The sequence below is a fragment of the Mycobacterium neumannii genome (genome assembly GCF_002245615.1).
In the GTDB taxonomy this organism is placed as follows: domain Bacteria; phylum Actinomycetota; class Actinomycetes; order Mycobacteriales; family Mycobacteriaceae; genus Mycobacterium; species Mycobacterium neumannii_A.
Genome location: NZ_NKCO01000008.1, coordinates 68,516 through 93,484, shown reverse-complemented (window position 1 = coordinate 93,484; position 24,969 = coordinate 68,516). Strand labels below are relative to the sequence as shown.

Sequence of the window (24,969 nt, the reverse complement as noted above, 5' to 3'; positions counted from 1 at the left end):
GCGCCGCTTGCCCCTAAGCGGTGAACAGCCGCTGCAGTTCGGTCAGCCACGGAAGCACCACCGCGAAGGTGGGCACCACGAGCACCGCGGCCGCGGTCGTGTACGCGCCTGCGGCCAGCACCCGGCTGTTGGGCCGGCCTCCGAGCCGACGTACCCGTAGCAGGGTGGTGGGTCCGCCCGCCGCCAGCGCACCTGACGGCGTACGACCGGCCGCGCACGCGACGAGCGCGCGGGCCAGGGGAGTGGGACCGGCCTTGCGCACCGCCGCGTCGTCGGCCAGCATCTCGACCAGAAGTCGGACCGCGTCCAGCGCGCTTCCGCTGCGGACGAAGCGCGGGAACGCCGCGTTCACCGCGGTGAACATCTCCAGCACGAGATCGTGCCGGGCGCGCAGGTGCGCGCGTTCGTGGCTGAGGATCGCCGAGATCTCGTTGTCCGCCAACGTCGTCAGCGTGCCCTCGCTGACCACGACGCGGCTGCGCACGCCCGGCAGGCAGTACGCCAGCGGCTGGTCCACGTTCAGGATGCGCAACCCGTCACCGGCGTGGGCGTGGGCCCACTTCTGCGACTTGCCCACGAGGTCGACGACCATCCGGTGGTGGGCGCGACGGCGCCGCGTCGCGATGGCCACCTGCAACACCGCCACGATCAGCCGCGCACCGATCACCAGTGTCAGCGCGAAGACCACGACGTAGGCGATCCACACCGGCCAGCCCATGACGGCGATCTCGCTGATGATGGTGGCGGTCGGCCGACCGTCGGGACCCGGCGCGAAAAGCCTGCTCGCAATGGCGATTCCGGCCGAGAAGGCCGACAGGACGGCGGCCAGCGCGATCGCCTGCCACAACACAATGGCCGCTCGCGGTGCGCGGAACGGCCACGACGCGCGCGCCAGGACGGCGGGCACCGGTCCCGACAGGACCAGCGCCAGGACGGTGAAGGCCAGCGCGGACACGCCGTCAGTCTCTCTCAGCCGGTGCCCGAATTACCAGCGGGCGGCGAAACGCGAACCTTGCTCTCCAGTTCGGTCAGTGCGCGACGCAACGCCGCGGCTTCGTCGGCGCCGACGCGCTCGACAAAATGCACCAGCGCGGCTTCCCGGCTGCCCGAGTCGGCGGCCTGGTCGAGCGCGTCGACCATCAGGCCCGCGACGAGTTCATCGCGGCCGTGGGTTGGTGCGTATCGGTGGGCGCGGTCATCGCGGTGCTGCACGACGAGGTTCTTCTTCGCCAGCCGCTGCAGCACGGTCATGATCGTGGTGTACGCCAAGTCGCGTTGGGCGGCGAGCGCCTCGTGAACTTGGCGCACGGTTTGGGGTTCGCGAGAGGACCACAAGTGATCCATCACCGCGCGTTCCAGTTCCCCCAGACGCGTCAACTTCGCCATGGTCCGTTCATCTCCTAGAGGCTATTGATCCAGCGTACTACGTCTTACTACGGTGCGTCGTATTTCGCCTGGTGGACAAGGGCCCACCGTCGCCCGGCTCGAACCTCCGCCCGTGGTCACCGCCCATCCGAAGGGTGGTGTGAAAGCAGTCACAGGGTCTGGTCGTCGTGACGCGCGTAGCTATAGTAAGCCTTACCTAACTTGAATACGGGAGGACCTATGACGGTATTGGTCGACGATCCACTCATTGCGAGCATGGCGATCCACAGGACGTTGCCGCTGCATGAGTCGAGTCGACGACTCCGTGAGCTCTATCCCGAGTGTCCGCGGGTCTACGGCGTCGCGGTGATGCGGGACCTGTCCCGGCGACGGTGGTGGCCGCTGGCCGACGCGCTGAGCACCGACCGCCTGCAAACGATGTTCGATCTGGCCGCCGAGGAGACCGACAGCCGCGCCGCGGTGGCACACCAGTTGGCGGCCACCCTCGCCCACGTGGTCGTCGGGCGCGTCGTGCCGCTGGTCGTACTCGAAGGCCGCGCATGGGACACCGGCCTGGAGAACCTGTGGGTGCACGTGGATTCCGAAGGTGCGATCGATTGGGTCGGCGTCGTCGACCCGACGCTGCGGGCCCTTCCCGACGATCCGTACTTCGACCACAGGTCCAACCGCGCCGGAAACTCGACGCGCGACGGCATCGTGGCCCTGCCCAGCGAGGCGGCGTTGACGACATGGGTCGCGCACCGCAGCCACCGCGCGCTGGCGCCGCTGTTCGCCAAGCTGGTCGAGATCAGCGGGGGAGCGATGTCGGTCGCCTCGATGTGGCACGTCGTGGGCGGGGCGGTCGTCAGCGCCGCCACGCAGGTGCCGCTGCTCGCCGGCTCCAGCGAGTGGACGAGCATGCGGCGCGGGCAGGCCGTGCTCGACGCGCTCGTCGGCTTCGGACTTCCGGTCCGGGGCACCTCACGACCAATCACGGGGAAAGTCTTGCTTAATTAGGCAAGCCTTGCCTATGCTTTGAACAGAGATCGACACGAACCACCGGACCGCGCCGGAGTCCTGAGGGCTGCAGAGACCCCCGGTCCACACGGAGGACGAGCCCCGCACCATTGGTGCGGGGCTCGTCCGCATGTGCACCCCGAATACCGTGTGCGTCAGGCGTTTTCGCCGCCAGCCTTTTCGACGGCGCCACCGCTGTCGGCCCAGTCGCCGAACGCACCGAGGTTGTACACGTCCTGATAACCGAGCTCTTTGAGCGCCTGCCCCGAGAGCGCCGAGCGCCCACCGGAGGCGCAGTACACGATCACGGGCTTGTCCTTGGCGAAGTTCTGGTCGTGATACGGCGACTCGGGATCGGCACGGAACTCGAGCATGCCCCGGGGAACGTGCACGGCGCCGGCCACCTTGCCGCTCTTCTCCAGTTCGGGGGCGTCGCGGACGTCGACGACCAACGCACCCTTGTCGATCATTTCCTTCGCCTCGGCGTGGGAGATCTTGGGCACCACAGCGTTGGCGGCTTCAACGAGGTCTTTCGCGGTCTTGGCCATGGCTGACCCTAACTCCGCGCACCCGGCGCGGTCATGGTGTTCGACAGCGTGTAGACACGATCCGTGACTTCCGACCTGCCTTCCGACCTGGGTAAGGGCTTCGACACCGAACTCGGCCTGACCTATCTCGAACTCGGTCCCGACGGCGGCCGCGCACAGCTGACAGTCACGGACAAGCTGCTTCAGCCCTACGGCATCGTGCACGGCGGCGTGTACTGCTCGATCGTCGAGAGCCTGGCGAGCGTGTCGGCCGCGGTCTGGCTCGCCGACAACGGCGGCGGCAACGTCGTCGGTGTCAACAACAACACCGACTTCTTGCGGGCCATCTCCTCGGGAACCGTCACCGCGGTGTCCACCCCGATCCACCGCGGCCGGCGTCAGCAGCTGTGGCAGATCACCATCACCGCCGACGACGACAAGCTCGTCGCGCGCGGACAGGTGCGGCTGCAGAACATGCCGGCGGCGTAAGACATCGCGTGCGCTGCTGATCGCCGCGCTCCGTGGCAATATCGCCCACTATGCGTTTATCCCCGCATGAGCAGGACCGCCTGCTGATCTCCTACGCGGCCGAGCTCGCCCGGCGCCGACAGGGTCGTGGCCTGAAGCTCAACCACCCCGAAGCGGTCGCGCTGATCACCGACCATCTCCTCGAAGGCGCCCGCGACGGCCGCACGGTGGCCGAGCTGATGGCCAGCGGCCGCGAGGTTCTGCGCCGCGACGACGTCATGGAGGGCGTGCCCGAGATGCTCGAGGACGTCCAGGTCGAGGCGACGTTCCCCGACGGCACCAAGCTCGTCACCGTCCACCACCCGATCCCATGACCGAACCGATGGTGCCCGGCGAAATCCTGTACGGGGACGGCGACATCGAGATCAACGCGGGCGCCGAGCGGCTCGCGATGGAGATCGTCAACACCGGAGACCGGCCGGTGCAGGTCGGCAGCCACGTCCACCTGCCGCAGGCCAATGCCGCGCTGTCCTTCGACCGCGCAGCCGCGCACGGCCACCGGCTCGACATCCCCGCGGGGACCGCAGTGCGGTTCGAACCCGGTGTCGCCCAGACCGTCTCGCTCGTCGCGCTCGGAGGCTCGCGCGAGGTGCACGGGCTGAACCTGGACCCGCCCGGTCGGCTGCACCCGCCCGGCCGTCTGAACCGATGAGCACGTCCGCCGAGAGCAGAGGAGCCCGATGACCCGGTTGTCACGCGCCAGGTACGGCGCCCTCTTCGGGCCGACCACCGGCGACCGGATCCGACTGGCCGACACCGACCTGTTCATCGAGATCACCGAGGACCGCAGCGGCGGGCCCGAACTCGCCGGAAACGAGGCCGTCTTCGGCGGGGGCAAGGTGCTGCGCGAATCCATGGGGCAGGGACGCGCAACACGTGCCGAGGGGGCTCCCGACACCGTCATCACCGGAGTGGTGATCCTCGATTACTGGGGGATCATCAAGGCGGACATCGGCATTCGTGACGGCCGCATCACCGCGATCGGCAAGGCCGGCAACCCCGACATCATGTCGGGCGTCCATCCCGACCTCGTGGTCGGGCCGTCGACGGAGATCATCGGGGGCAACGGCCGCATCGTCACCGCGGGCGGCATCGACTGCCATGTGCACCTGATCTGCCCGCAGACGATGGCCGAAGCGCTCGGCGGTGGCATCACCACCATGATCGGGGGCGGAACCGGCCCGGCGGAAGGCAGCAAGGCCACCACGGTCACCCCCGGGGCATGGCATCTGGCCCGCATGCTCGAGTCGCTGGACTCCTGGCCGATGAACATCGCGCTGCTCGGCAAGGGCAACACGGTCAGCGCCGAGGCCATGTGGGAGCAGTTACGCGGCGGCGCAGCGGGATTCAAACTTCACGAGGACTGGGGTAGCACCCCAGCCGCGATCGACGCCTGCCTGACCGTTGCCGACGCGTCGGGCGTACAGGTCGCACTGCATTCGGACACCCTCAACGAGGCCGGCTTCGTGGAGGACACCGTCGGCGCGATCGCGGGCCGGTCGATCCACGCCTACCACACCGAGGGAGCAGGTGGCGGACACGCTCCCGACATCATCACCGTCGCCGCGCAACCGCACGTGCTGCCCAGCTCGACCAATCCGACGCGCCCGCACACGGTCAACACGCTCGACGAGCACCTCGACATGTTGATGGTGTGCCACCACCTCAACCCCAGCGTCCCCGAGGATCTCGCGTTCGCCGAGAGCCGCATCCGGCCGTCGACCATCGCCGCCGAGGACCTGCTGCACGACATCGGTGCGATCTCGATGATCGGCAGCGACGCCCAGGCGATGGGCCGCATCGGCGAGGTGGTCATCCGCACCTGGCAGACCGCCCACGTCATGAAACGCAGGCGCGGTGCGCTGGACGGTGACGGCTCGGGGGCGAGGGAAGCCGACAACCACCGCGCGCGACGCTATGTCGCCAAGTACACGATCTGCCCGGCGATCGCGCACGGCCTCGACGCCGAGATCGGATCGATCGAGGTGGGCAAGCTCGCCGATCTCGTGCTGTGGGAGCCCGCGTTCTTCGGTGTGCGCCCGCACGCGGTGCTCAAGGGCGGCATGATCGCCTGGGCCGCAATGGGAGACGCCAACGCGTCGATCCCGACACCGCAACCGGTGCTGCCGCGCCCGATGTTCGGTGCGGCGCCGTCGGCCGCCGCCGCCACGTCGGTGCACTTCGTCTCGCAGCAGGCCGTCGACGACGGACTGGGCGACCGGATCGACGTGAAACGGCGCCTCGTGCCGGTCAAAGACGTCCGCGGCGTCGGCAAGGCCGATATGCCGCTCAACGACGCGCTGCCACGCATCGAGGTCGATCCCGACACCTTCACGGTCCGCATCGACGGAGATGTCTGGCAGGAACAACCGGCGGCCGAACTGCCGATGGCACAACGGTATTTCCTCTTCTGAAGCTGATGACGAACCTGACCACGCTTCTCGCACTGGCCGATTCGCGGTTGCCAACCGGCGGGCACGTGCACTCCGGCGGCATCGAGGAAGCGATCACCAGCGGGCTGGTGGCCGACGTGACCACGCTGCGGGCATACCTGCGACGACGCATCCGCACCCAGGGCCTGGTGACCGCCTCGCTGGCCGCGGCCGTGCACACGGGAACACTCGCGCCCGCGCAGGCCGACCACGAAACCGACGCCCGCACACCGGCGCCCGCCGCCCGCCAGGCATCGCGCGCACAGGGTCGCGGCCTCGTGCGGCTGGCCCGCCGGGTGTGGCCCGACGACGACTGGGACGCGCTCGACGCCACCCCACACCTGTCGGTCGCGGCGGGATGGGCCGGACGCGCGGCGGGGCTGAGCGCTGAGCAGACCGCCCTCTCGATGGTCTACACCACGATGACCGGTTCGGCGACCGCCGCGCAGCGCCTGCTCGCGCTCGACCCCGCCGACGTCGCCGCGCTCACGTTCGAGCTGTCGGCGCTCTGTGACCAGACCGCGGCCACCGCGGCAAAGGAACTGGCCGACCTGTCCGATCCGTTGCTCGACGTGCTGGCCCAGCGCCACAGCAGGCGTGAGCGCCCCCTCTTCGTCTCGTAGTCCGCCCCGAAAGGATCGTCATGCCACCGCATTTCACCGACGGCGAGCCACACCACCATCTCGAGCGACCCAAGCGCACGCGCCGACCGGGGGAGCCGTTGCGTATCGGCGTCGGCGGTCCGGTGGGTTCGGGGAAGACCGCACTGGTCGCGGCGTTGTGCCGACAGCTGCGCGACGTGGTGTCACTGGCCGTACTGACCAACGACATCTACACCACCGAAGACGCGGACTTCCTGCGACGCCACGCCGTGCTGCCCGACGAACGGATCGCCGCGGTGCAGACCGGCGGCTGCCCGCACACCGCGATCCGCGACGACATCACCGCCAACCTCGACGCGATCGACGACCTCATCGCCGCAAACGACCGGCTGGACCTCATTCTCGTCGAGTCCGGCGGGGACAATCTGACGGCGACGTTCTCGTCGGGGCTGGTCGACGTGCAGATCTTCGTCGTCGATGTCGCAGGCGGCGACAAGGTTCCCCGTAAGGGCGGTCCCGGCGTGACTTACTCAGACCTGATGGTGATCAACAAAACCGACCTCGCCCCGCTGGTCGGAGCCGACCTCGACGTGATGCGGCGCGACGCGGCGGCCGTGCGCGGTGAGCGCCCGTTCGTGATGATCTCGCTCACCGAGGACCCCACGGCCGCCGCGGTGCTGGACTGGGTGCGCGCCCAACTCCGGGTGCCCGTCTAGTGCGGTCCGAGGTGCTGATCGTCGCACGGCGGGACCGCCGGCCGCGTATCGAGTGCGTGGGCGGTCTCGCCGCCCGGCTCACCGGGCCCGACACCGTCCATCTGGTGTCGGCGGCGGCGACCCCGCTGGGTGGCGACGTCCTCCACTTCCGCGTCGTCGTCGAACCGGACGCTCGGCTGCGGATACGCACCGCCGCCGCGACGGTGGCCCTCCCAGGGGCGAAAACCCTTGATTCTCACGCGATCTGGGAGCTCGACGTCGACGGAGAGCTGGACCTCGACCCCGAACCCACGATCGTGGCAGCCGACTCACGTCACCACACCTCGGTCCGCCTGGATGTCGGCGTACATGGACGTGTCAGGCTCCGCGAGCGGGTGCAGATCGGCAGATTCGATGAGCATTACGGGTTCTGGTCAGGGTCGCTGCACGCCGACGTCGACGGCACTGCACTGTTGCGGCATCGCATCGAGTTGGGCAGGGGTTCGGTCACCGACGACGAGATCGGCGCACCGATGGCCGCGATCAGTGAACTGAGCTACCCGGACGCCGACGTCGACGCGGCGGGTGAACCGCTGGCGCTTGCCGCGGGCGGCTGCCTGGCGACCTGGCAGGGCGCGCGGCTCTAGCCTGCGACCTTCTCGGTGTCGCGCACGCCCGCGGCGATCTCCTGAAGCTCCTCTATCCGGGTGCGGGCGTAGGCCTGCTGCTCGGTGATCGTCAGGTTGCCGCGCTGCGTCGACAGGAACGTCACGGTCCACGACACCAGCGTGGTGAGCTTGCGGCGGAAGCCGACCAGATACACCAGGTGCAGCACCAACCAGGCCAGCCAGGCGATGAAGCCGCCGAACTCCAGCGGGCCGATCTTGGCCACGGCGGAGAACCGCGACACCGTGGCCATCGAACCCTTGTCGAAGTACTGGAACGGTTCGCGCTGTGTGGGATCGGCGCCCTTGAGCTCGGCCCGGATCGCGTTGGCGGCATACCGTCCGCCCTGAATGGCGCCCTGCGCCTGCCCGGGCACGCCCTCGACATGGGCCATATCGCCGACCACGAACACGTTCGGATGGCCGGGCAGCGTCAGGTCAGGGTTCACGAGCACGCGCCCGGCCCGGTCGACCTCACCTTCGGACTGCTCTGCGAGGTCCCGGCCCAGCGGGCTGGCCTGCACACCGGCCGACCACACCTTCGTCGCGGACTCGATACGCCGGATCGTGCCGTCGGAGTCCTTGACGGTGATGCCGTTGCGGTCGACGTCGGTGACCATGGCGCCGAGCTGGATGTCCACGCCCATCTTCTCGAGCCGGTCCTGCGCCTTCTTGCCCAGCTTCTCGCCCATCGGGGGCAGGACGGCGGGTGCGGCGTCGAGCAGGATCACCCGTGCGGTGGTCGAATCGATATGGCGGAACGCACCTTTGAGGGTGTGGTCGGCCAGTTCGGCGATCTGTCCGGCCATCTCGACGCCGGTCGGACCCGCGCCCACCACGGTGAACGTCAGCAGCTTCTCGCGTCGCGCCGGGTCACTGGACCGCTCCGCCTGCTCGAACGCGCTGAGAATGCGCGCCCGCAGCTCCAACGCATCGTCGATGGACTTCATGCCCGGCGCCCACTCCGCGAAATGGTCGTTTCCGAAGTAGGACTGGCCGGCCCCTGCGGCGACGATGAGCGAGTCGTACGGGGTCACGTAGGTGTGGCCCAGCAACTCGGAGGTGACCGTCTGGTTGGCCAGGTCGATGTGGGTGACATCGCCGAGGACCACCTGGCAGTTCTTCTGCTTGCGCAGGATCATCCGCGTCGGCGGCGCGATCTCGCCGGACGGGATGATGCCGGTCGCCACCTGGTACAGCAGCGGCTGGAACAGGTGGTGGGTGGTCTTGGCGATCAGCTTGACATCGACGTCGGCTCTCTTGAGCCTCTTGGCAGCGGTCAGCCCGCCGAACCCTGACCCGATGATGACGACCTTGTGCCGATCAGATGCAGTGGCTCCGGGATGGCTCATATTGGGCTCCTCGACGGTGCTTCCACGTGCAGTTCACTACCCGTAACGGTAGTCGCCTGAACACCCGATCAGTGAACGGGTTCGTTGTGTTATATCCCACCCGGCGCCCGGATCACCCGCCAAGCAGCGGCCGGAGGGCTTCGCCGACCGCGGTGACCCGGCCGGGGTGGTACCCGTCGAGGCTCGTCACGGGGCTCAAGATCACCCCGTCGACACCGGCGTCGAGGACCTTGGTCTTGATCTGCTCGGCGATCTGATCGGCACTGCCGAACACCGCTTGCTGTTTGTAGTCGTCGGGGATGATGTCGCCGGTGACGTTCTCGTCGATGATCGCGACGACGAGCATGCTGGTTTCCAGCGTCGCGGGGTCGCGGCCGATCTCCTCGCAGCGCTCCTTGACCACCTGCACCTTGCGCGGCAGCTCGTCGAAGCCGGCGATGATGTTGAGGTGGTCGAAGTGCCGGGCCGCCAGCGGAATCGTCTTCTTCTCGCCGCTGCCGCCGATCATCAGCGGGATGTGGTCCCGGAACCGCGGTTCGGCCATCGCGTCTTTGGCGCGGTAGTACTTGCCGTCGAACGTCGGGCGCTCGCCGCGCAGCATCGGGAGGATGATCTCCAACGCCTCGCCGAGCTTGTTGAAGCGGTCGGTGAAGGTGCCGAACTCGTAGCCGAGGCTGTCGTGTTCGAGCTCGTACCAGCCGGTGCCGATGCCAAGGATGGCGCGTCCCTGGCTCATCACATCCAGCGTGGTGATCGCCTTGGCCAGCAGCGTCGGGTTGCGGTAGGTGTTGCCGGTCACCAGGGTGCCGAGCGGGACCCGCTCGGTGGCCGTGGCCAGACCGCCCAGCGCGGTGTACGCCTCGAGCATGGGCTGGTCCGGCGTGCCGAGCCCGGGCAGTTGATAGAAGTGGTCCATCACGAAGACCGAGTCGAAACCGGCGGCCTCGGCCTCCTGCGCCTGTGCGATGACAGTGGGGAAGATTTCGGCGACGCCCGTGCCGTACGAGAAGTTCGGGATCTGGAGTCCGAGTCTGATGGTCATGAGAGCACGAAACCACACCTAAGCGGAGCGGTCATCCCGTTTAGCTCCATGCGAACAGCGGAATAGTCAGCCGAAGTTTGCGAGCGCGCCCTTGCTGACGTGCAGCACCTGGCCGGTGATGTGCCGCGCCGCCGGTGTGGTGAGGAAAAGGGCGAGGCGCGCGATCTCGTCGGCGACCGGCGGCGGCGTCCGCGACAGGCCTTCGTAGCCGGGCTCGGCGTTCCGTCCCGAGGCCACCGCGTTGACGGTGATGCCTCGAGTGCCGAAGTGCTCGGCCTGACCAGCGGTCCAGTCCGCGAGCGCGGCCTTGATCGCCGCGTCCGCGCTGCCGACGGCCGGGTTTTCGGCGACCACGTTGACGATCGAACCGCCCGAGCGCAGATGGTCACCGAGGATCTGCACCGTCAGCACCGCGGAGACGACGGTCGAGTCAAGTGCCGCACGCCATGCCCGAGCCAGGTCCGACAGCGAATAGGTGCGCGGATCGCCGCCGTCCCACCCGGGGGCGGGCACGTTGACGATCGTGTCGAGGTGATGCGGGAACTGCTGTCGCGCCGCTTCCAGGCTGTCGGGATCGGTGTTGTCGAGCACGATGGCGTCGACATCGAGTTCCTTCGCGGCGACCTCGAGTTCGTCGCGGCGGGCGCCCACGATCACAACGCGGTGACCGGCGTCGCGGAAACCTTCGGCGATCGTGCGGCCCAGATCGGTGTCACCTGCGGTGACGAGCACCTCCATCGCGAAGACCTCCCTGTCATGTTCGACGCTGCACGCAGCGATCCTCCGAAATGTTACTGGACAGTAGCTACAGCACGAAACCGGCGCGCAGGCGCGAGTCCCATAGGGTTTGGCCTGTGGAGTGCGAGGCGGGACGGGTTGAGTAACCCGGCTGGTCTGCCGCGCTGGCTGTATCTGCCCGCCGCGGTCGGCGCGCTGTTCGTCGCGCTGCCGCTCGTGGCGATCGCGGCCAGGGTGGACTGGCCGAACATCGTGCAGCTGATCAGCAGCGAGTCCTCCGTCAACGCCCTGTTGCTGAGCCTGCGCACGGCGACCGCCAGCACGTTGCTGTGCCTGCTGGTCGGCGTTCCGATGGCGCTGGTCCTCGCGCGCAGCGACAGTCGACTCGTCCGAACCGCACGACCCCTCATCCTGCTTCCGCTCGTGCTGCCTCCGGTGGTCGGCGGGATCGCGTTGCTGTACGCATTCGGCCGGCTCGGACTGCTCGGCCAGTATCTGGAGGCCGCGGATGTCCAAATCGCATTCACGACGACGGCGGTCGTGCTCGCGCAGACGTTCGTGTCGCTGCCCTTCCTGGTCATCGCGCTCGAAGGGGCCGTCCGTACGGCCGGAACCGGGTACGAAACCGTGGCCGCCACGCTGGGCGCCCGTCCGTCCCGGGTGTGGTGGCGCGTCACGCTTCCGCTGCTGACGCCCGGCCTGGTCTCGGGCGCGGTGCTGGCGTTCGCCCGGTCCCTCGGCGAGTTCGGCGCGACGCTCACGTTCGCCGGCTCCCGCGAGGGCGTCACCCGGACGCTGCCGCTGGAGATCTATCTGCAGCGGGAGAGTGACCCCGATGCCGCGGTGGCGTTGTCGCTGCTGCTCGTGGTGGTGGCAGCCGTGGTGGTGCTGGGGTTGGGGAGTCGACGGCTGCGCGGTGACAGTGCGTGGAGCGCGGCGTGACCGGTGTCAGCGTGCGTGCGGTCGTCGAGCAGCGCGGCGTCGATGTCGCGTTCGACGTCGACGGCGGTGAGGTGCTGGCCGTGCTGGGCCCCAACGGCGCGGGCAAGTCGACGATTTTGCACGTCGTCGCGGGGCTGGTCCGGCCCGATGACGGTGTCGTACGGGTGGGCCGGCGCGTGCTCACCGATACCGCATCGGGTGTCCATGTGGCGACCCACGACCGCCGCGTCGGACTTCTGATGCAGGATCCGCTGCTGTTTCCGCATCTCGACGTGGCCGCCAACGTCGCCTTTCCGCCCGGCAGCACGCGCCCCGAGCATTGGCTCGCCCACGTCGACGCGATCGAACTGGCCGACCGCAGGCCGCGTCAGCTGTCCGGGGGACAGGCGCAACGGGTCGCACTGGCGCGCGCATTGGCGGCCGAACCCGACGTGCTGCTGCTCGACGAGCCGTTGGCCGGGCTCGACGTCGCGGCCGCCGCTGCGATGCGCAAGGTGCTGCGCGACGTGCTCACACGCGACGGGCGGTCCGCGGTGTTGGTGACCCACGATGTGCTCGACGTGGTCGCCCTCGCCGATCGGGTGCTGGTGCTCGAATCCGGCAGCATCGTCGAAAGAGGCTCTGCCGCAACGGTACTGGCGACTCCGCGGAGCGATTTCGGTGCCCGGCTGGCCGGGGTCAACCTGGTTCGCGGGATGGCGGACGGCCACGGCGTCCTGACCACCCGGTGGGGCGCGGCCTGGTACGGCAGCCCGGCGTCGGATATCGCGACCGCAGGACCGGCGGTCGCCCTGTTTCATCCCGCGGCGGTCGCGGTGTACCGCGACCGGCCGCGCGGCAGCCCGCGTAACACCGTCGAAGTCATCATCGCCGAACTCGACGGTCGCGGCCCCGCGATCCGGGTGCGGGCCGAGGAGCAGCCTGACGGCAGCCCGGGGCTCGCCGCTGACATCACCGCCGAGTCCGCGACCGAACTGAGGCTTGCCCCTGGCGAGCGCGTGTTCTTCGCGGTGAAGGCGCAGGAGGTCACGCTGCATCCCGCCCAGTAACGGGAACCGGAGCAGGCGCGAAGAACAAGCGAGTCACCGGTCATCGACTGCGGTCGGCCACCCCGCGCCACGCGCGGGTACTGTGCTGCGTCAGCAAATCATGGCGCTACTGCTATCAGTGCTTATCGTCTTCTCAGCTATGTCTTATTTATCCTCATTTTGAGCAATTCACACTTGCGTCACGGCGGTAACACGGTAGTTTCTTTCCCATGGATCAGCCGGACGCGATTTCAGCCCCGCGCAGGGGGCTCTCGAGGACATTGGCGGTCGCGGCGGTGACCGGGGCAACTGCCATAGCGCTCGCGCTCCCGACGGTGGCCCAGGCGCAGCCCGAGCCCACGCCAGCGCCGCCCCCACCGCCGCCGACGGGGAACACCTTCCTGCAAGGGCCTCCGCCGCCTCCGGCACCAGGGGCGCCCGCACCCCCTCCGGCACCAGGGGCACCCGCGCCCGGCGCGCCACCTCCCGCACCCGGCGTACCGCCGCCACCTCCGGCGCCGGGGGCACCTGCACCGGCACCCGGTGCTCCGGCACCCGCACCCGCCGATCCGAACGCGCCGCCCCCGGCGCCCGGCGATCCGGGCCGCGTCGACTCGGCCGCGGGTGGCCTCAGCTATGTCGTGCCCGCCGGATGGAAAGTGGCGGATTCGACGCAGCTTTCCTACGGCCAGGTGTTGCTGACCAAGGACGCCCCCGAAGGCGCCGAGCCGCCCAACGACACCAGCATTTTGCTCGGCCGGCTCGACCTGAAGCTCTTCGCGGGCGCCGAGACGGACAACACGAAGGCTGCGCAGCGGTTGGCCTCCGACATGGGCGAGTTCTTCATGCCGTTCCCCGGCACCCGGGTCAACCAGGAGACCGTCGAGCTCAATGCCGATGGCATGCCGGGCGTCGCGTCGTACTACGAGGTGAAGTTCACCGACACGAACAAGCCGAACGGACAGATCTGGGCCGGCGTGGTGGGCAACCCGGTCGAACCGGGTACGCCGCGCGGTCAGCGCACCCCCGAGCGGTGGTTCGTGGTCTGGCTCGGGACCGCGAACAACCCTGTGCCGAAGGAAGAAGCGGTGACGCTGGCCAATTCGATCCGGCCGTACACCCCACCCGCGGCGCCTGAGGCCCCGCCCGCCGATCCGAACGCACCGGCGCCACCGCCGGCCGATCCCAACGCGCCGCCTCCGCCGCCCGCGGATCCCAACGCGCCGCCTCCGCCGGCCGATCCCAACGCGCCTGCCCCGCGGCCCGCGGTCGGCGTGCCGGTTCCGGTCGCGCCGGAGAACGCGCCCGGGATGACGCCACCGGCCTGACGTAGCGCGAAAGCTTCCTCCACGGCATCAAGCCGTGGAGGAAGCTTTTGAGTTCTCCTGCGCTAGTGCGATTGTCAGGGGCCGACCCGCGGCGGGTTGGCGTTCGAGACGTTCACGATGAAGCAATTCGTGCCGCCGAATCCCATGGCGCCCGCGGTCTGACACCGCTCGAAGTTGCCGTCGGCGCCGACCGGTCCGTCACAGATCGTGCCGCCGCCCCACGGCGTCCAGCCACCCTGGCATCCGGCATTGGCCGGAGCGGCCAAGGCGATGCCGCTGGCCGCCAGCGCTCCAACCGCCAGTGCAACAAGTGTTTTCATCTCTTCCACCCTCTCCTTCGCGGTACCGGGCTTCGCGCCCGGTACTGAGCCTTCGCCGTAGCCGTACGGCGGTTCGTCGTTATCTACAGGTTATGCCGTTGTTATCACCGAGGAATCAGGATTTCCCCTACAAGTGTTCGGGCCGGCGTACAGGGATGACCTGCCGCACACCAGATCTGTCCGGTTCGCCGCCGCCGTCGTTAGCGTTGTTCGCTGACAGTGAAGACGCCCGAGGGTGGTGCCCGGGGCCGCCGCGGGGCGACCATGTGGTGATGAGCGTCTCAACCATGACCGCCTGGCAGATTCGACGGCCGGGACCGATGGCCACCCGGCCCATGGAACGCGTGCGAATCGAGGTTCCCCGCCCGGGACCCGGCGAGCTTGCGGTGGCGGTCCGCGCATGTGGCGTGTGCCGCACCGATCTTCACGTCGCCGAAGGCGATCTGCCCGTGCGCCGGCCCCGGGTCGTGCCGGGCCACGAGGTGGTCGGCGAGGTCGTCGAGGTGGGGGAGAGCGCGGGCGCGGAGTTCTCCGTCGGCGACCGCGTCGGCATCGCGTGGCTGCGACATACGTGTGGGCGATGCCCGTACTGCCTCAGAGGCGACGAGAACCTGTGCCCACAATCGCGTTACACGGGTTGGGATGCCGACGGTGGGTACGCCGAGTTCGCCACGGTGCCAGCGGCATACGCGCATCCGCTACCAGCGGGCTACTCCGACACCGAGCTGGCGCCGCTGTTGTGCGCCGGGATCATCGGCTATCGGGCACTGCTGCGCGCGGACCTCCCACCAGGTGGCCGGTTGGGCATATACGGATTCGGCGGTAGCGCGCACCTGACCACCCAGGTGGCCGTCGCGCAGGGCGCCGAAGTTCACGTGATGACGCGCGGGGAAGCCGCGCGCGAGCTGGCCCTGAGTCTGGGGGCGGCGTCGGCTCAAGGCGCCGACGAGCGTCCGCCCGTCGGCCTCGATGCTGCGATCCTGTTCGCGCCCGTCGGTGAGCTCGTCCCACCGGGACTCGAAGCACTCGATCGTGGTGGCACGCTTGCGATCGCGGGTATTCACCTCTCCGACATCCCGACGTTGAACTACCAGCGTCACCTCTTCCAAGAGCGTCAGGTCAGATCGGTCACCGCCAACACTCGCGGCGACGCACGGGCCTTTCTGACTTTCGCCGGTGAACACCACATCAAGGTGACCAGCCCGCCATACCCGCTCGACCGGGCCGACGCCGCGCTGAGCGATCTGGCCTCCGGCCGGGTCTCCGGGGCCGCGGTGTTGGTCGTTTAGAGCTCGGCCATCGCGGCGCGGAGCCGGCCCACGAGATCCCCACGGCCGTACCGGTAAACGGGACCGGTCCCGTCGGCCAGCAGGATACGTAGCCGCGCCATGCCCCGCGCTCCGACCATCCGAGGAGAGTGCAGCCGCAGCGTTACCTCGTCGATCACGTCCTCCGCGGTGGCGATGTTCGGTACGTGCAACGGCACCCGCGAAGACATCAGCGGGCCGTGCCCGCGGGCATCCCGGACGATCCGTCGCAGTGCCCTGGCCACCGCCTCGCGCTCGGCGGTCGACGTCAGCCGGGCGCAGTGCGCGGCGTACGCGCCGCTGTCGGGTGCGACGCCGCCGACGGCCGCCATCCGGTCGAACTTGCTGGCCCTCAGCCGCGCCACCACCCACGCGCGTAGAGAGGGGGCAGCCGCCCCGCTCGCTGCCGCCGCAAACGGCGACACAAGGGTTGGTGGATTCGGATTGTCCGACATATCGATCCTCGTTAGCGACGGATGTGTGACCACTGACAACTGTATAACGGTCATGCATGACCGGTCAAATTGAATTAGCAGTCACGCAAAGCTAGGCTTGGCATATGACTCGCATGCGGTGGCTGGGGGACCAGGAGACGAAACCGGCACCGCCGCGTCTCGCCCTGGTTCAGAGCCTGGTCAACACGGCGGAGTTGCCGTCCGGCCCCGACCGTTTGGCCGATCCGGACGACGCGCGGCCGTGGCTGCAGAACAAGGGATTGCTGGATCCCGGTGACGGCATCGACGAGGGCGACCTCGATCTGCTGCGTGGTTTGCGCGAGGCCCTGCGCGCGATGCTGGTCCACAACGCCGGTGGTCCGCCGCCGACTGCGGCGGCGTTGGCGCCGCTGCGGGCCGCGGCCGGTGGCGCCGCACGGGCCGAGGTCGAAGACTCGGGGCGGATACGGCTTTCGGCGGTGGGCACCTCGCTGCACGACCGCCTCACCGAACTGCTACTGGCGATCCACGATGCGCAGCGCGACGGCTCCTGGTCGCTGTTGAAGGCATGTGCCAACGAGGAGTGCCAGTGGGCCTTCTACGACCGCTCGCGTAACCACCGTGGCACCTGGTGCAGCATGGCGACTTGCGGTAACAAGCTCAAGAACCGTGAGTTCCGCGCCCGCAAGCGCGCCTCGCACTGACGTCAGCTCAGATGCCACACGAACGCGGCCGCCAGCGCGCCGAGTCCGTTCAGCGACCAGTGCAGCGCGATCGGCGCGATCAGGCTGCCGCTGCGGCGCCGCAACCAGGTGAAGACGAAGCCCGCGATGCCGGTGGCGACCACCGCCAGCGTCACGCCTGCAACGGTGCCCATCACCCCTCCGCCGAAGATCCGGGTGAAGCCGACGTTGCTACTGGTCAGGCCCAGCGAGGTGGCGATGTGCCAGAGTCCGAACAACAGCGAACCGGCCGCGGCGACACCACGCCAGCCCCAGGCGCGGTCGAGCGCTCCGTGCAGCACGCCGCGGAACGCCAGTTCCTCGGGGATCACGGTCTGCAGGGGGATGATGACCATCGACGCAATGAGCGCGCCCGAGATCGTGGCGTAGTTGTTGTTCATGAACATCGGCCGCGTCCACGGCAGCAGCGCACCGATCGCGATGACCGACAACACCATCGCGACGGCGCCCAGCGCGTAGCCGGTTCCGGACTTCAAGTGTTCGCGGCTCAGGCCGAGTTCGGCCCACCCGAGGCCGCGGGAGCGGACCAGCGCCACCAGAAGCAGCGCCGCCGCAGGCACCGTCGCCACGCTGGCCCACGGCGTGGTGAAGTGCGCGATCAGGTTCGTCAGCGCCAACACCACCACGACCACTGCGATGTCGACGTAGGTGCGGAAGTGGTGCAGCGCGGAGAGCTGTTCGACCAGCGGATGCGGGCGCTCGGCGAGGGCGGCTTGGTCGGACACGAAAATCCAGTCTAGCGGTCGTGTTCGCTGAGGGTGTCCTGCGACAGCGACGGCGCTTGGTAATCCGGGTCCCACGTCCACCCCGAGATCGCCGGATCGTCCTCGCCGTGTTCCCGGGTGTAGCGCCGGGCCGCCAAGCGCGCGTCGGCCATCTCCTGGCGCAGCCCGGCCACGCTGCTGCCCAGATAGGCGACGCGGTCGATCACGTCCATGACCAGATGGAACCGGTCGAGGTCGTTGAGCATCACCATGTCGAACGGGGTCGTCGTGGTGCCGCGTTCCTTGAAGCCGCGCACATGCAACTGGGCATGGTTGGCGTGCCGGTAGGTCAGTCGGTGAATCAGCCAGGGATAGCCGTGATAGGCGAAGATGATCGGCTTGTCCTTGGTGAAGATCGAGTCGAATTCGCGATCGGACAGGCCGTGCGGGTGCTCGGACTCCGGTTGCAGCCGCATGATGTCGACGACGTTGACCACCCGCACCTTGAGCTCGGGCAGCCGCCGACGCAGGATGTCGGCGGCCGCCACCGTTTCCAGGGTCGGGATGTCTCCGGCGCATGCGAGCACCACGTCGGGCTCCCCGGTCGTGTTGCTCGCCCACTCCCAGATCCCCAGACCGCGCGTGCAGTGCGCGATCGCCGAATCCATGTCCAGGTAGTTCAGCGCCGGTTGCTTTCCGGCGACGATCACGTTGACGTAGTGGCGGCTGCGCAGGCAGTGGTCGGCCACCGACAGCAAGGTGTTGGCATCGGGCGGCAGGTACACCCGCACGACCTCGGGGCGCTTGTTGGCGACGTGGTCGATGAAGCCGGGATCCTGGTGCGACGCGCCGTTGTGGTCCTGGCGCCAGACATGCGATGTCAGAAGGTAATTCAGCGATGCGATCGGCGCCCGCCAGGGCATCTCCCGACTGCTGTTGAGCCACTTGGCGTGCTGGTTGAGCATGGAGTCGATGATGTGGATGAACGCCTCGTAGCAGTTGAACAGCCCGTGTCTGCCCGTCAGCAGATATCCCTCGAGCCAGCCCTGGCAGAGGTGTTCGGACAGCACCTCCATCACCCGGCCCTCCGAACCGAGGTTCTCGTCGTCGGGGGTGACCTCGGCCAGCCACGCCTTGTCGGTCACCTCGAGGGTCGCCGACAGCCGGTTGGACGCGGTCTCGTCGGGTCCCATCAACCGGAATCGGTCGGCGTTACGCGCGATGACGTCACGAAGAAACGTCCCGAGCACCCGGGTCGCCTCGGTCGATTCGGAGGCGGGGTCGTCAACTGGCACCGCGTAATCGGTGAAGCGCGGCAGGTCCAGATCCTTGAGCAGGAACCCGCCATTGGCGTGCGGGTTGGCGCTCATCCGCCGCTGTCCGCGCGGGGCGAACGCGCGTAACTCGGGCAGTAGCGCGCCGTCCTCGTCGAACAGTTCTTCGGGCCGATAGCTGCGCATCCACTCCTCGAGCTGGGCGCGGTGTTCGGGGTTGGTGTGGGTGCCCGACAACGGAACCTGATGGGACCGCCACGTGCCCTCGACCTTCTTTCCGTCGACCTTCTGCGGGCCCGTCCAGCCCTTCGGTGTCCTCAACACGAGCATCGGCCACAGCGGCCGGCCCCGTTCGCCGTCGAGGCGAGCGGCGCGCTGGATCGCGGCGATCTGGTCGAAGGCCTCGTCGAGCGCCGTCGCCAGCTGCTGATGCACGTTGGCCGGATCGTCACCGGCCACGGTGATGGGCCGGTAGCCATAGCCGAACATCAGCGACTCGAGTTCCTCCTGCGGAATGCGCGCGAGGACGGTGGGGTTGGCGATCTTGTAGCTGTTGAGGTGCAGGATGGGCAGGACCGCACCGTCGGTGACCGGGTTGAGGAATTTGTTCGAATGCCAACTGGTCGCCAGCGGGCCGGTCTCGGCTTCGCCGTCACCGATGACACAGGCGACCACCAGGTCGGGGTTGTCGAACGCCGCGCCGTAGGCGTGCACCAGCGCGTAGCCCAACTCCCCGCCTTCGTGGATGGACCCGGGGGTCTCCGCGGCGACGTGGCTGGGGATGCCACCGGGGAAAGAGAACTGGCGGAACAGCTTTCGCATTCCCTCGGTGTCTTCGGAGATACCCGAGTACACCTCGCTGTAGGTGCCCTCGAGATACGCGTTGGCCACCAAGCCGGGACCGCCGTGTCCCGGGCCGGTGATGTAGATGACGTTAACGTCGCGGTCGCAGATGACGCGGTTCAGGTGCGCGTAGACGAGATTGAGGCCCGGTGTTGTGCCCCAGTGGCCGAGCAACCGGGGCTTGACGTGCTCGGGCGCCAGCGGCTCGCGCAGCAGTGGATTGTCCAGAAGATAGATCTGGCCGACGGACAGATAGTTGGCGGCGCGCCAGTAGGCGTCGATCAGGTCGAGTTCATCGGCGGACAGCGTGGGGGACAGGGCCTCGGCAGTCATCTGACTCATCATCATCGAAACGGGTGAACGGGTGTGCCACTCCTGTACCCGATGCGCGTGAAGCTACCCATTAGCCTGTCTGGCGTGTTGGGATTCGCAGTGCCGCAGTTCGGGGCGTCGGCCCGAGCGGACCTCGCGCGCTACGCGGCCAGCGCCGAAAGCCTCGGTGCGGACAGCCTCTGGGTGGGCGACCGCTTGTTGACCGCGGTGCACCCCAGTGTCGGCTACGCAGGTCAAGACACCATTCCCGAACAGTTCCGCGCCGGCCTGGACCCGTTCATCACGTTGGCGGTGGTGGCCGCCGCCACGTCGCGCGTCCGGTTGGGTAGCAGCGTGTTCGTCGCACCGTGGTACCCGCCGGTGCAGCTGTGCCGCCAGCTGACCGCCATCGATGTGGTCAGCGGAGGCAGGCTCGTTCCCGGTTTCGGGATCGGGTGGTCGCCGGAGGAGTTCCTCGCCGCCGGCGCCCCGTTCCGCGCCCGCGGCGCCCAACTGGACGAGGTGCTCGATGCCATCGAGCAGCTGTGGACGACGAATCCGGTGGAACACGAAGGCAAGCGGTGGTCGATCCCGTTGTCGTGGGTGGACCTCAAACCGGTCCAGCAACCTCGTCCGCCGATCTATCTCGGCGGGTTCACTCCGGCGAGCCTGCGGCGCATCGGGACGCGCGGCGACGGGTGGCTCCCCGCCGTGCTGGTGCCCGGAGGTGTCATGCCCGAGTTCCTTGCGACGCAGCGCCGCACCATCGACGACGCCGCCCGCGAGGCCGGCCGGGATCCGTCGGCCATACACACCTGTGTGCGCATCAACGTCGCCGGCGGCACACCGATCGATGCGGTCGCCGAGGCGGTGCGGACGCTGGCCGACGCCGGTTATCCGGACGTCTTCGTCGACCTGATGTACGTCGCCACCGACACCGACGACCACCTGCGGTGGGTCGAAAGTCTCCTGGCGGCATGAGCGAACCACTGCTGGCATCCGTGCGGGTGCTCGACCTCGGCGGCGCCGAATCCGACGGAGTGAGCCGGCTCTACGCCGACCTCGGAGCCGATGTCCTGAAGATCGAGCCGCCCGGTGGGCGGTCCGACCGGCAGGCGCTCCCGGCGGTGGCCGGAGCGAGTATTCCGTTCCGCTTGCACAACGCGAACAAGCGGTGCGCGGTTCTGGACCCCGCCAGCCCCGACGGCCGCGGGGCACTGCGGGATTTGGCGGGCACCGCCGATATCGTCGTCGACGGCGGAAGACCCGGCGGGGCAGTCCAATTCGGAACATCGTGCGCCGCCCTGGCTCAACAGTTCGGCCACCTCGTCGTGTTATCGGTCACGGACTTCGGCGCCGACGGGCCGTATGCCTCGTGGCGGGCCACCGACCCCGTGTTGTACGCGTTGTCGACGGCACTGTCGCGTACCGGGCCGACGGCCGGCACCCCGGTGCTTCCCCCGGTCGGACTGGCATCGGGAACCGCTGCGACACAGGCGGCATGGGCAGCGCTGGCCGCCTACTACCACCGGTTACGGACTGGGACAGGCGATTACATCGACTTCTCCCGGTTCGAGGCGGTGCTCCAGTCGCTGGATCCGCCGTTCGGATCAGAAGGTCAGGCGGCCGTCGGCGTCAAGAAGACCACCGAAATCTGGCGCGGCAGACCACGCAACCAGAACATCTATCCGATCTTCGCTTGCAAGGACGGACATGTACGGATCTGCCTGCTGTCCCCGCGCCAGTGGCAGGGCATGCGCGCCTGGCTGGGTGAACCCGAACAGTTCGCCGACCCCAAGTTCGACACGATCGCGGCGCGGTATGGGGCATCTCGCGAACTCAACGCCTTGATCGGCGATTTCGTCGCAAACCAGACCATGGAGGCTCTGGTCACCGAGGGACAAGAGCGGGGCGTTCCCATCGCGGCCGTGCTCACCCCCACGGAGACACTGGCCTCCGAGCACTTCCGCGCGGTCGGTGCGCTGACCACCGCCGAGTTCGCCCCGGGCGCCGATGTCGTCGCCCCGGTGGGACCGTTCGTCGTCGACGGCCATCATCGCGGCCTGAGGTGGTTGGCCCCCGCTCCCGGCGCTGACGAACCCGCCTGGGCCACACCGTCATCGGTGACAGCATCGCAGGGTACGGTCGCGCCGCAGCGTCCTTTCGAGGGGATGCGCATCCTCGACCTCGGCGTCATCGTCGCCGGGGGCGAGCTGGGCAGGTTGTTCGCCGACCTCGGCGCCGAGGTGGTCAAGATCGAGAGCGCCGCCTATCCCGACGGGCTGCGCCAGGCCCCGCCCGGTCAGGTGATGAGCAGGTCCTGGGCGCTGACCCACCGCAACGAGCAGAGCCTGGGGCTCGACCTGCGTACGCCCGCGGGCGCCGACCTGTTTGCTCGCCTGGTCACAGGCGCCGACGCCGTGTTCGCCAACTTCAAGCCGGGAACGCTTGCATCGCTGGGGTTCTCCTATGACCGTCTGCGGGAGCTGAATCCGCGCATCGTGCTCGGGGAGAGCAGCGCCTTCGGCGTGGCCGGTCCGTGGAGCTCGCGCATGGGGTACGGGCCGCTGGTGCGGGCCACCACCGGGGTCACCGCGTTGTGGGCGTCTGCCGACGGCGGCTTCTACGATGCGACGACGATCTTCCCGGACCACGTGTCGGCGCGGCTCACCGCGATCGCCGCACTGGCCGCGCTGATCCGGCGCGAGCGAACCGGACAGCCCGCACACGTACACGTCTCGCAGGCCGAGGCCGCGGTCAGCCAACTGGCAACCCGCTACGTCACCGAGTCCGCGGGTGCGGCAGGCCTGCCCGTCGTCGACGACACAGCGGCGCACGGTGTGTACCCGTGCGCCGGTGACGACGAGTGGTGCGTGATCTCGCTGCGCTGCGAGATCGACCACGCCGCACTGGGATCGGTCACCGGCGGCGTCGACACCGCGGAATGGACCCGCACCCGCGACAAGACCGTGGTGGCGCGCACTTTGCAGGACGCCGGGATCGCCGCCGCGCCGATGAACCGTGCCGTCGATGTGCCTGCCGACCCGCAGGTGCGGCACCGAAAGCTGTACTCCGACATGGAGCATCCGCTTTTCGACGCGCCCATACTCACCGAAACGGGGCCGGCGCCGTACACGAACATCCCTCCCGCCCTGCTGAGGCCCGCGCCCATGCCGGGGGAGCAGACCCGTGAGATCTGCCGGCAGATCCTCGACATCCCCGCCGAGGAGACCGATCGGCTCATCGCCGACGGCACGCTCTTCGCATACCGAGAAAGGCCGTGATGGAAGCCAGGACGCCGGTGTTGGTCGGCTACGGACAAGTCAACCAGCGCGACGAGAACCCCGACGTGTCGCCGATCGACCTGATGGTCGCGGCCGCACGCCAAGCAGCGGACCCCAGGGTCCTTGAGGCAGCCGACTCGGTTCGGGTGGTCAATCTCCTTTCGTGGCGGTACCGCGATCCCGGATTGCTTCTCGCGCAACGCCTCCACGCCGACAACGCCGCGACCCGCTATACAGGGGTCGGCGGTAATACGCCGCAGTCGCTGGTCAACGAGGCGTGCCGAGACATCCAGAACGGTCGGGCCGAGGTGGTTCTGATCGCGGGCGGTGAAGCCTGGCGCACCCGAAGCCGGCTGCGCGCCAAGGGCGTGCGGCCGGACTGGCCGCGCCAGGACGAGTCCGTCCCGATGGCCGAGGGCGCCGACGAAGGGGTCCCGATGGCCGGGCCCGCCGAAATCAAGATCAGCCTGGACCGGCCTGCCTATGTCTACCCGATGTTCGAGCAAGCCCTGCGTATCGCCGCGGGCGAGTCCGACGAGGAGCACCGACGCCGGATCGGTGAGCTGTGGGCACAATTCAGTGCGGTCGCCGCGGACAACCCCCACGCGTGGGTCCGAGACGCGGTGCCGGCCGAGCAGATCTGGCAGGCCGGACCGGGCAACCGGATGATCAGCTGGCCCTATCCGAAGCTGATGAACTCCAACAACATGGTCGACCAGGCTGCGGTGCTGGTGCTCACCTCGGCAGACAAGGCCACGCATCTGCAGATCCCCAGGGACCGTTGGGTGTTCCCGTACTCGGGCACCGACGCGCACGATACCTATGCGATCGGCGAGCGCGCGGAGTTCTCCACGTCTCCTGCGATTCGGATCGGGGGGCGGCGGGCCTTGGAACTGGCCGAGGTCGGCATCGACGATGTCGGGCTCGTCGACGTCTACTCGTGCTTCCCTTCGGCGGTTCAGGTGGCCGCCAACGAGCTCGGCCTCCCGATCGCAGACCCCGCCAGACCGCTGACGGTGACCGGCGGGCTGACCTTCGCGGGCGGGCCGTGGAACAACTACGTCACTCACTCGATCGCGACCATGGCCGAACGACTCCTCGCCGCCCCCGGCCAGCTCGGGTTGATCACCGCCAACGGCGGATACCTCACCAAGCACAGCTTCGGCATTTACGGCACCGAACCGCCGCCACACGAGTTTCGTTGGGAAGACGTGCAATCGGAGGTCGACCGCGAGCCGACCCGAACGGCGCTCGTGGACTGGGCCGGGGTGGGCACCGTGGAGACGTGGACGACACCGTTCGACCGCGAGGGCTCACCGGAGAAGGCATTCCTCGCGGTTCGGACCCCCGACGACGAGCGGGTGCTGGCGGTCATCTCAGACGCGGCGGGGGCGGCGGCGACGGTTGAGGAGGACATCTCGGGCGCGAAGGTCCAGGTCAATCCGGACGGTACGGCCGCATTGAGGTAGCCGGATCGGCCGCGTTGC

26 protein-coding genes are annotated in these 24,969 nt (G+C 68.6%); 16 read left to right on the top strand and 10 right to left on the bottom strand.

What is annotated here, in order from left to right; all coding sequences use genetic code 11:
* Nucleotides 1–13: 13 nt before the first annotated feature.
* Entirely contained in the window at nucleotides 14–955 is a 942-nt protein-coding gene (locus CEX88_RS11905; RefSeq protein WP_094293643.1) for a M56 family metallopeptidase, read from the bottom strand.
* Between the two features lie 14 nt (nucleotides 956–969).
* The gene (locus tag CEX88_RS11900) at nucleotides 970–1,386 is read right to left on the bottom strand and encodes a BlaI/MecI/CopY family transcriptional regulator (protein WP_066843927.1); all 417 of its coding nucleotides are present in this window, start codon (nucleotides 1,384–1,386) and stop codon (nucleotides 970–972) included.
* Nucleotides 1,387–1,605: 219 nt separating this feature from the next.
* Between CEX88_RS11900 and CEX88_RS11895 the strand changes: the two genes are divergently transcribed.
* Complete coding sequence (locus CEX88_RS11895; protein ID WP_094293642.1) at nucleotides 1,606–2,382, top strand: iron reductase; 777 nt, start codon at nucleotides 1,606–1,608, stop codon at nucleotides 2,380–2,382.
* Between the two features lie 155 nt (nucleotides 2,383–2,537).
* On the opposite strand, the gene CEX88_RS11890 is transcribed toward CEX88_RS11895, so the two are convergent.
* A complete protein-coding gene (locus CEX88_RS11890; protein WP_066843923.1) occupies nucleotides 2,538–2,930 on the bottom strand; it encodes a rhodanese-like domain-containing protein in 393 nt (130 codons plus the stop codon).
* A gap of 63 nt (nucleotides 2,931–2,993) precedes the next feature.
* Here CEX88_RS11890 and CEX88_RS11885 point away from each other — a divergent pair, with 63 nt between their 5' ends.
* From CEX88_RS11885 to CEX88_RS11855, 7 genes are read left to right on the top strand one after another with little or no spacing between them, the layout of a single operon-like run.
* On the top strand, nucleotides 2,994–3,398 hold the full coding sequence (locus CEX88_RS11885) for a PaaI family thioesterase (RefSeq protein ID WP_066843921.1): 405 nt from the start codon (nucleotides 2,994–2,996) through the stop codon (nucleotides 3,396–3,398).
* Nucleotides 3,399–3,448: 50 nt separating this feature from the next.
* Nucleotides 3,449–3,751 (top strand): urease subunit gamma, encoded by a 303-nt coding sequence (locus CEX88_RS11880; RefSeq protein WP_064393718.1) that lies wholly within the window; start codon nucleotides 3,449–3,451, stop codon nucleotides 3,749–3,751.
* A gap of 8 nt (nucleotides 3,752–3,759) precedes the next feature.
* Nucleotides 3,760–4,089, top strand: coding sequence for an urease subunit beta (locus CEX88_RS11875; protein WP_202931471.1), 330 nt, complete (start codon nucleotides 3,760–3,762; stop codon nucleotides 4,087–4,089).
* 28 nt (nucleotides 4,090–4,117) lie between these two features.
* Nucleotides 4,118–5,851: an urease subunit alpha gene (locus tag CEX88_RS11870; protein ID WP_094293640.1), complete on the top strand. Its 1,734-nt coding sequence runs from the start codon at nucleotides 4,118–4,120 to the stop codon at nucleotides 5,849–5,851.
* A 5-nt stretch (nucleotides 5,852–5,856) separates the two neighbouring features.
* Nucleotides 5,857–6,492, top strand: coding sequence for an urease accessory protein UreF (locus tag CEX88_RS11865; protein WP_068201734.1), 636 nt, complete (start codon nucleotides 5,857–5,859; stop codon nucleotides 6,490–6,492).
* A gap of 20 nt (nucleotides 6,493–6,512) precedes the next feature.
* A complete protein-coding gene (gene ureG / locus CEX88_RS11860) occupies nucleotides 6,513–7,187 on the top strand; it encodes an urease accessory protein UreG (protein WP_094293639.1) in 675 nt (224 codons plus the stop codon).
* Nucleotides 7,187–7,813 (top strand): urease accessory protein UreD, encoded by a 627-nt coding sequence (locus CEX88_RS11855; protein ID WP_094293638.1) that lies wholly within the window; start codon nucleotides 7,187–7,189, stop codon nucleotides 7,811–7,813. The genes ureG and CEX88_RS11855 overlap by 1 nt, the downstream gene beginning before the upstream one ends.
* On the opposite strand, the gene CEX88_RS11850 is transcribed toward CEX88_RS11855, so the two are convergent.
* From CEX88_RS11850 to CEX88_RS11840, 3 genes are all read right to left on the bottom strand, one after another.
* On the bottom strand, nucleotides 7,810–9,183 hold the full coding sequence (locus tag CEX88_RS11850) for an NAD(P)/FAD-dependent oxidoreductase (protein ID WP_094293637.1): 1,374 nt from the start codon (nucleotides 9,181–9,183) through the stop codon (nucleotides 7,810–7,812). The genes CEX88_RS11855 and CEX88_RS11850 overlap by 4 nt on opposite strands.
* A gap of 112 nt (nucleotides 9,184–9,295) precedes the next feature.
* Nucleotides 9,296–10,225, bottom strand: a complete 930-nt coding sequence (locus CEX88_RS11845; protein ID WP_094293636.1) for an LLM class F420-dependent oxidoreductase — start codon at nucleotides 10,223–10,225, stop codon at nucleotides 9,296–9,298.
* A gap of 66 nt (nucleotides 10,226–10,291) precedes the next feature.
* Nucleotides 10,292–10,963 (bottom strand): SDR family oxidoreductase, encoded by a 672-nt coding sequence (locus CEX88_RS11840; protein ID WP_066843899.1) that lies wholly within the window; start codon nucleotides 10,961–10,963, stop codon nucleotides 10,292–10,294.
* 138 nt (nucleotides 10,964–11,101) lie between these two features.
* Here CEX88_RS11840 and CEX88_RS11835 point away from each other — a divergent pair, with 138 nt between their 5' ends.
* The 3 genes from CEX88_RS11835 to CEX88_RS11825 all read left to right on the top strand — a co-directional run bounded on the left by CEX88_RS11835 (nucleotide 11,102) and on the right by CEX88_RS11825 (nucleotide 14,261).
* Nucleotides 11,102–11,905: an ABC transporter permease gene (locus CEX88_RS11835; RefSeq protein WP_238382054.1), complete on the top strand. Its 804-nt coding sequence runs from the start codon at nucleotides 11,102–11,104 to the stop codon at nucleotides 11,903–11,905.
* Nucleotides 11,902–12,954 (top strand): sulfate/molybdate ABC transporter ATP-binding protein, encoded by a 1,053-nt coding sequence (locus tag CEX88_RS26600; RefSeq protein ID WP_202931466.1) that lies wholly within the window; start codon nucleotides 11,902–11,904, stop codon nucleotides 12,952–12,954. Before CEX88_RS11835 ends, CEX88_RS26600 begins: the two co-directional genes overlap by 4 nt.
* Nucleotides 12,955–13,163: 209 nt before the next feature.
* Nucleotides 13,164–14,261: an APA family fibronectin-binding glycoprotein gene (locus CEX88_RS11825; RefSeq protein ID WP_094293633.1), complete on the top strand. Its 1,098-nt coding sequence runs from the start codon at nucleotides 13,164–13,166 to the stop codon at nucleotides 14,259–14,261.
* 74 nt (nucleotides 14,262–14,335) lie between these two features.
* Here the strand turns inward: CEX88_RS11825 and CEX88_RS11820 are convergent, their stop codons facing one another.
* The gene (locus CEX88_RS11820; protein ID WP_064394143.1) at nucleotides 14,336–14,581 is read right to left on the bottom strand and encodes a CDGP domain-containing protein; all 246 of its coding nucleotides are present in this window, start codon (nucleotides 14,579–14,581) and stop codon (nucleotides 14,336–14,338) included.
* Between the two features lie 272 nt (nucleotides 14,582–14,853).
* Here CEX88_RS11820 and CEX88_RS11815 point away from each other — a divergent pair, with 272 nt between their 5' ends.
* Nucleotides 14,854–15,870, top strand: a complete 1,017-nt coding sequence (locus tag CEX88_RS11815) for a zinc-binding alcohol dehydrogenase family protein (protein WP_094293701.1) — start codon at nucleotides 14,854–14,856, stop codon at nucleotides 15,868–15,870.
* Here CEX88_RS11815 and CEX88_RS11810 read toward each other — a convergent pair.
* On the bottom strand, nucleotides 15,867–16,253 hold the full coding sequence (locus CEX88_RS11810; protein WP_238382053.1) for a hypothetical protein: 387 nt from the start codon (nucleotides 16,251–16,253) through the stop codon (nucleotides 15,867–15,869). The genes CEX88_RS11815 and CEX88_RS11810 overlap by 4 nt on opposite strands.
* A gap of 194 nt (nucleotides 16,254–16,447) precedes the next feature.
* On the opposite strand from CEX88_RS11810, the gene CEX88_RS11805 reads away from it, so the two are divergent.
* On the top strand, nucleotides 16,448–17,026 hold the full coding sequence (locus CEX88_RS11805; RefSeq protein WP_094293631.1) for a CGNR zinc finger domain-containing protein: 579 nt from the start codon (nucleotides 16,448–16,450) through the stop codon (nucleotides 17,024–17,026).
* A 2-nt stretch (nucleotides 17,027–17,028) separates the two neighbouring features.
* Here the strand turns inward: CEX88_RS11805 and CEX88_RS11800 are convergent, their stop codons facing one another.
* Both CEX88_RS11800 and CEX88_RS11795 read right to left on the bottom strand, forming a co-directional pair.
* Nucleotides 17,029–17,790 carry a CPBP family intramembrane glutamic endopeptidase gene (locus tag CEX88_RS11800; protein WP_094293630.1) on the bottom strand — a complete coding sequence of 254 codons (762 nt, stop codon included), beginning with the start codon at nucleotides 17,788–17,790 and terminating at the stop codon, nucleotides 17,029–17,031.
* Between the two features lie 11 nt (nucleotides 17,791–17,801).
* Nucleotides 17,802–20,219 (bottom strand): phosphoketolase family protein, encoded by a 2,418-nt coding sequence (locus tag CEX88_RS11795; RefSeq protein WP_094293629.1) that lies wholly within the window; start codon nucleotides 20,217–20,219, stop codon nucleotides 17,802–17,804.
* Between the two features lie 84 nt (nucleotides 20,220–20,303).
* Between CEX88_RS11795 and CEX88_RS11790 the strand changes: the two genes are divergently transcribed.
* The 3 genes from CEX88_RS11790 to CEX88_RS11780 are packed head-to-tail and all read left to right on the top strand — an operon-like array spanning nucleotide 20,304 to nucleotide 24,951.
* Nucleotides 20,304–21,179 (top strand): TIGR03619 family F420-dependent LLM class oxidoreductase, encoded by an 876-nt coding sequence (locus CEX88_RS11790; RefSeq protein WP_202931465.1) that lies wholly within the window; start codon nucleotides 20,304–20,306, stop codon nucleotides 21,177–21,179.
* Nucleotides 21,176–23,482, top strand: coding sequence for a CaiB/BaiF CoA-transferase family protein (locus CEX88_RS11785; RefSeq protein ID WP_094293627.1), 2,307 nt, complete (start codon nucleotides 21,176–21,178; stop codon nucleotides 23,480–23,482). The genes CEX88_RS11790 and CEX88_RS11785 overlap by 4 nt, the downstream gene beginning before the upstream one ends.
* Nucleotides 23,482–24,951 (top strand): acetyl-CoA acetyltransferase, encoded by a 1,470-nt coding sequence (locus CEX88_RS11780; protein WP_094293626.1) that lies wholly within the window; start codon nucleotides 23,482–23,484, stop codon nucleotides 24,949–24,951. The genes CEX88_RS11785 and CEX88_RS11780 overlap by 1 nt, the downstream gene beginning before the upstream one ends.
* Nucleotides 24,952–24,969: the final 18 nt, after the last annotated feature.

Coding starts and splice junctions, on each gene's coding strand:
- CEX88_RS11815 (WP_094293701.1), top strand. CDS start 14,854: ATGAGCGTCTCAACCATGACCGCCTGGCAGATTCGACGGCCGGGACCG.
- ureG (WP_094293639.1), top strand. CDS start 6,513: ATGCCACCGCATTTCACCGACGGCGAGCCACACCACCATCTCGAGCGA.
- CEX88_RS11900 (WP_066843927.1), bottom strand. CDS start 1,386: ATGGCGAAGTTGACGCGTCTGGGGGAACTGGAACGCGCGGTGATGGAT.
- CEX88_RS11805 (WP_094293631.1), top strand. CDS start 16,448: ATGACTCGCATGCGGTGGCTGGGGGACCAGGAGACGAAACCGGCACCG.
- CEX88_RS11880 (WP_064393718.1), top strand. CDS start 3,449: ATGCGTTTATCCCCGCATGAGCAGGACCGCCTGCTGATCTCCTACGCG.
- CEX88_RS11825 (WP_094293633.1), top strand. CDS start 13,164: ATGGATCAGCCGGACGCGATTTCAGCCCCGCGCAGGGGGCTCTCGAGG.
- CEX88_RS11895 (WP_094293642.1), top strand. CDS start 1,606: ATGACGGTATTGGTCGACGATCCACTCATTGCGAGCATGGCGATCCAC.
- CEX88_RS11820 (WP_064394143.1), bottom strand. CDS start 14,581: ATGAAAACACTTGTTGCACTGGCGGTTGGAGCGCTGGCGGCCAGCGGC.
- CEX88_RS11850 (WP_094293637.1), bottom strand. CDS start 9,183: ATGAGCCATCCCGGAGCCACTGCATCTGATCGGCACAAGGTCGTCATC.
- CEX88_RS11795 (WP_094293629.1), bottom strand. CDS start 20,219: ATGACTGCCGAGGCCCTGTCCCCCACGCTGTCCGCCGATGAACTCGAC.
- CEX88_RS11845 (WP_094293636.1), bottom strand. CDS start 10,225: ATGACCATCAGACTCGGACTCCAGATCCCGAACTTCTCGTACGGCACG.
- CEX88_RS11870 (WP_094293640.1), top strand. CDS start 4,118: ATGACCCGGTTGTCACGCGCCAGGTACGGCGCCCTCTTCGGGCCGACC.
- CEX88_RS11780 (WP_094293626.1), top strand. CDS start 23,482: ATGGAAGCCAGGACGCCGGTGTTGGTCGGCTACGGACAAGTCAACCAG.
- CEX88_RS11890 (WP_066843923.1), bottom strand. CDS start 2,930: ATGGCCAAGACCGCGAAAGACCTCGTTGAAGCCGCCAACGCTGTGGTG.
- CEX88_RS11785 (WP_094293627.1), top strand. CDS start 21,176: ATGAGCGAACCACTGCTGGCATCCGTGCGGGTGCTCGACCTCGGCGGC.
- CEX88_RS11865 (WP_068201734.1), top strand. CDS start 5,857: ATGACGAACCTGACCACGCTTCTCGCACTGGCCGATTCGCGGTTGCCA.
- CEX88_RS11840 (WP_066843899.1), bottom strand. CDS start 10,963: ATGGAGGTGCTCGTCACCGCAGGTGACACCGATCTGGGCCGCACGATC.
- CEX88_RS11875 (WP_202931471.1), top strand. CDS start 3,760: ATGGTGCCCGGCGAAATCCTGTACGGGGACGGCGACATCGAGATCAAC.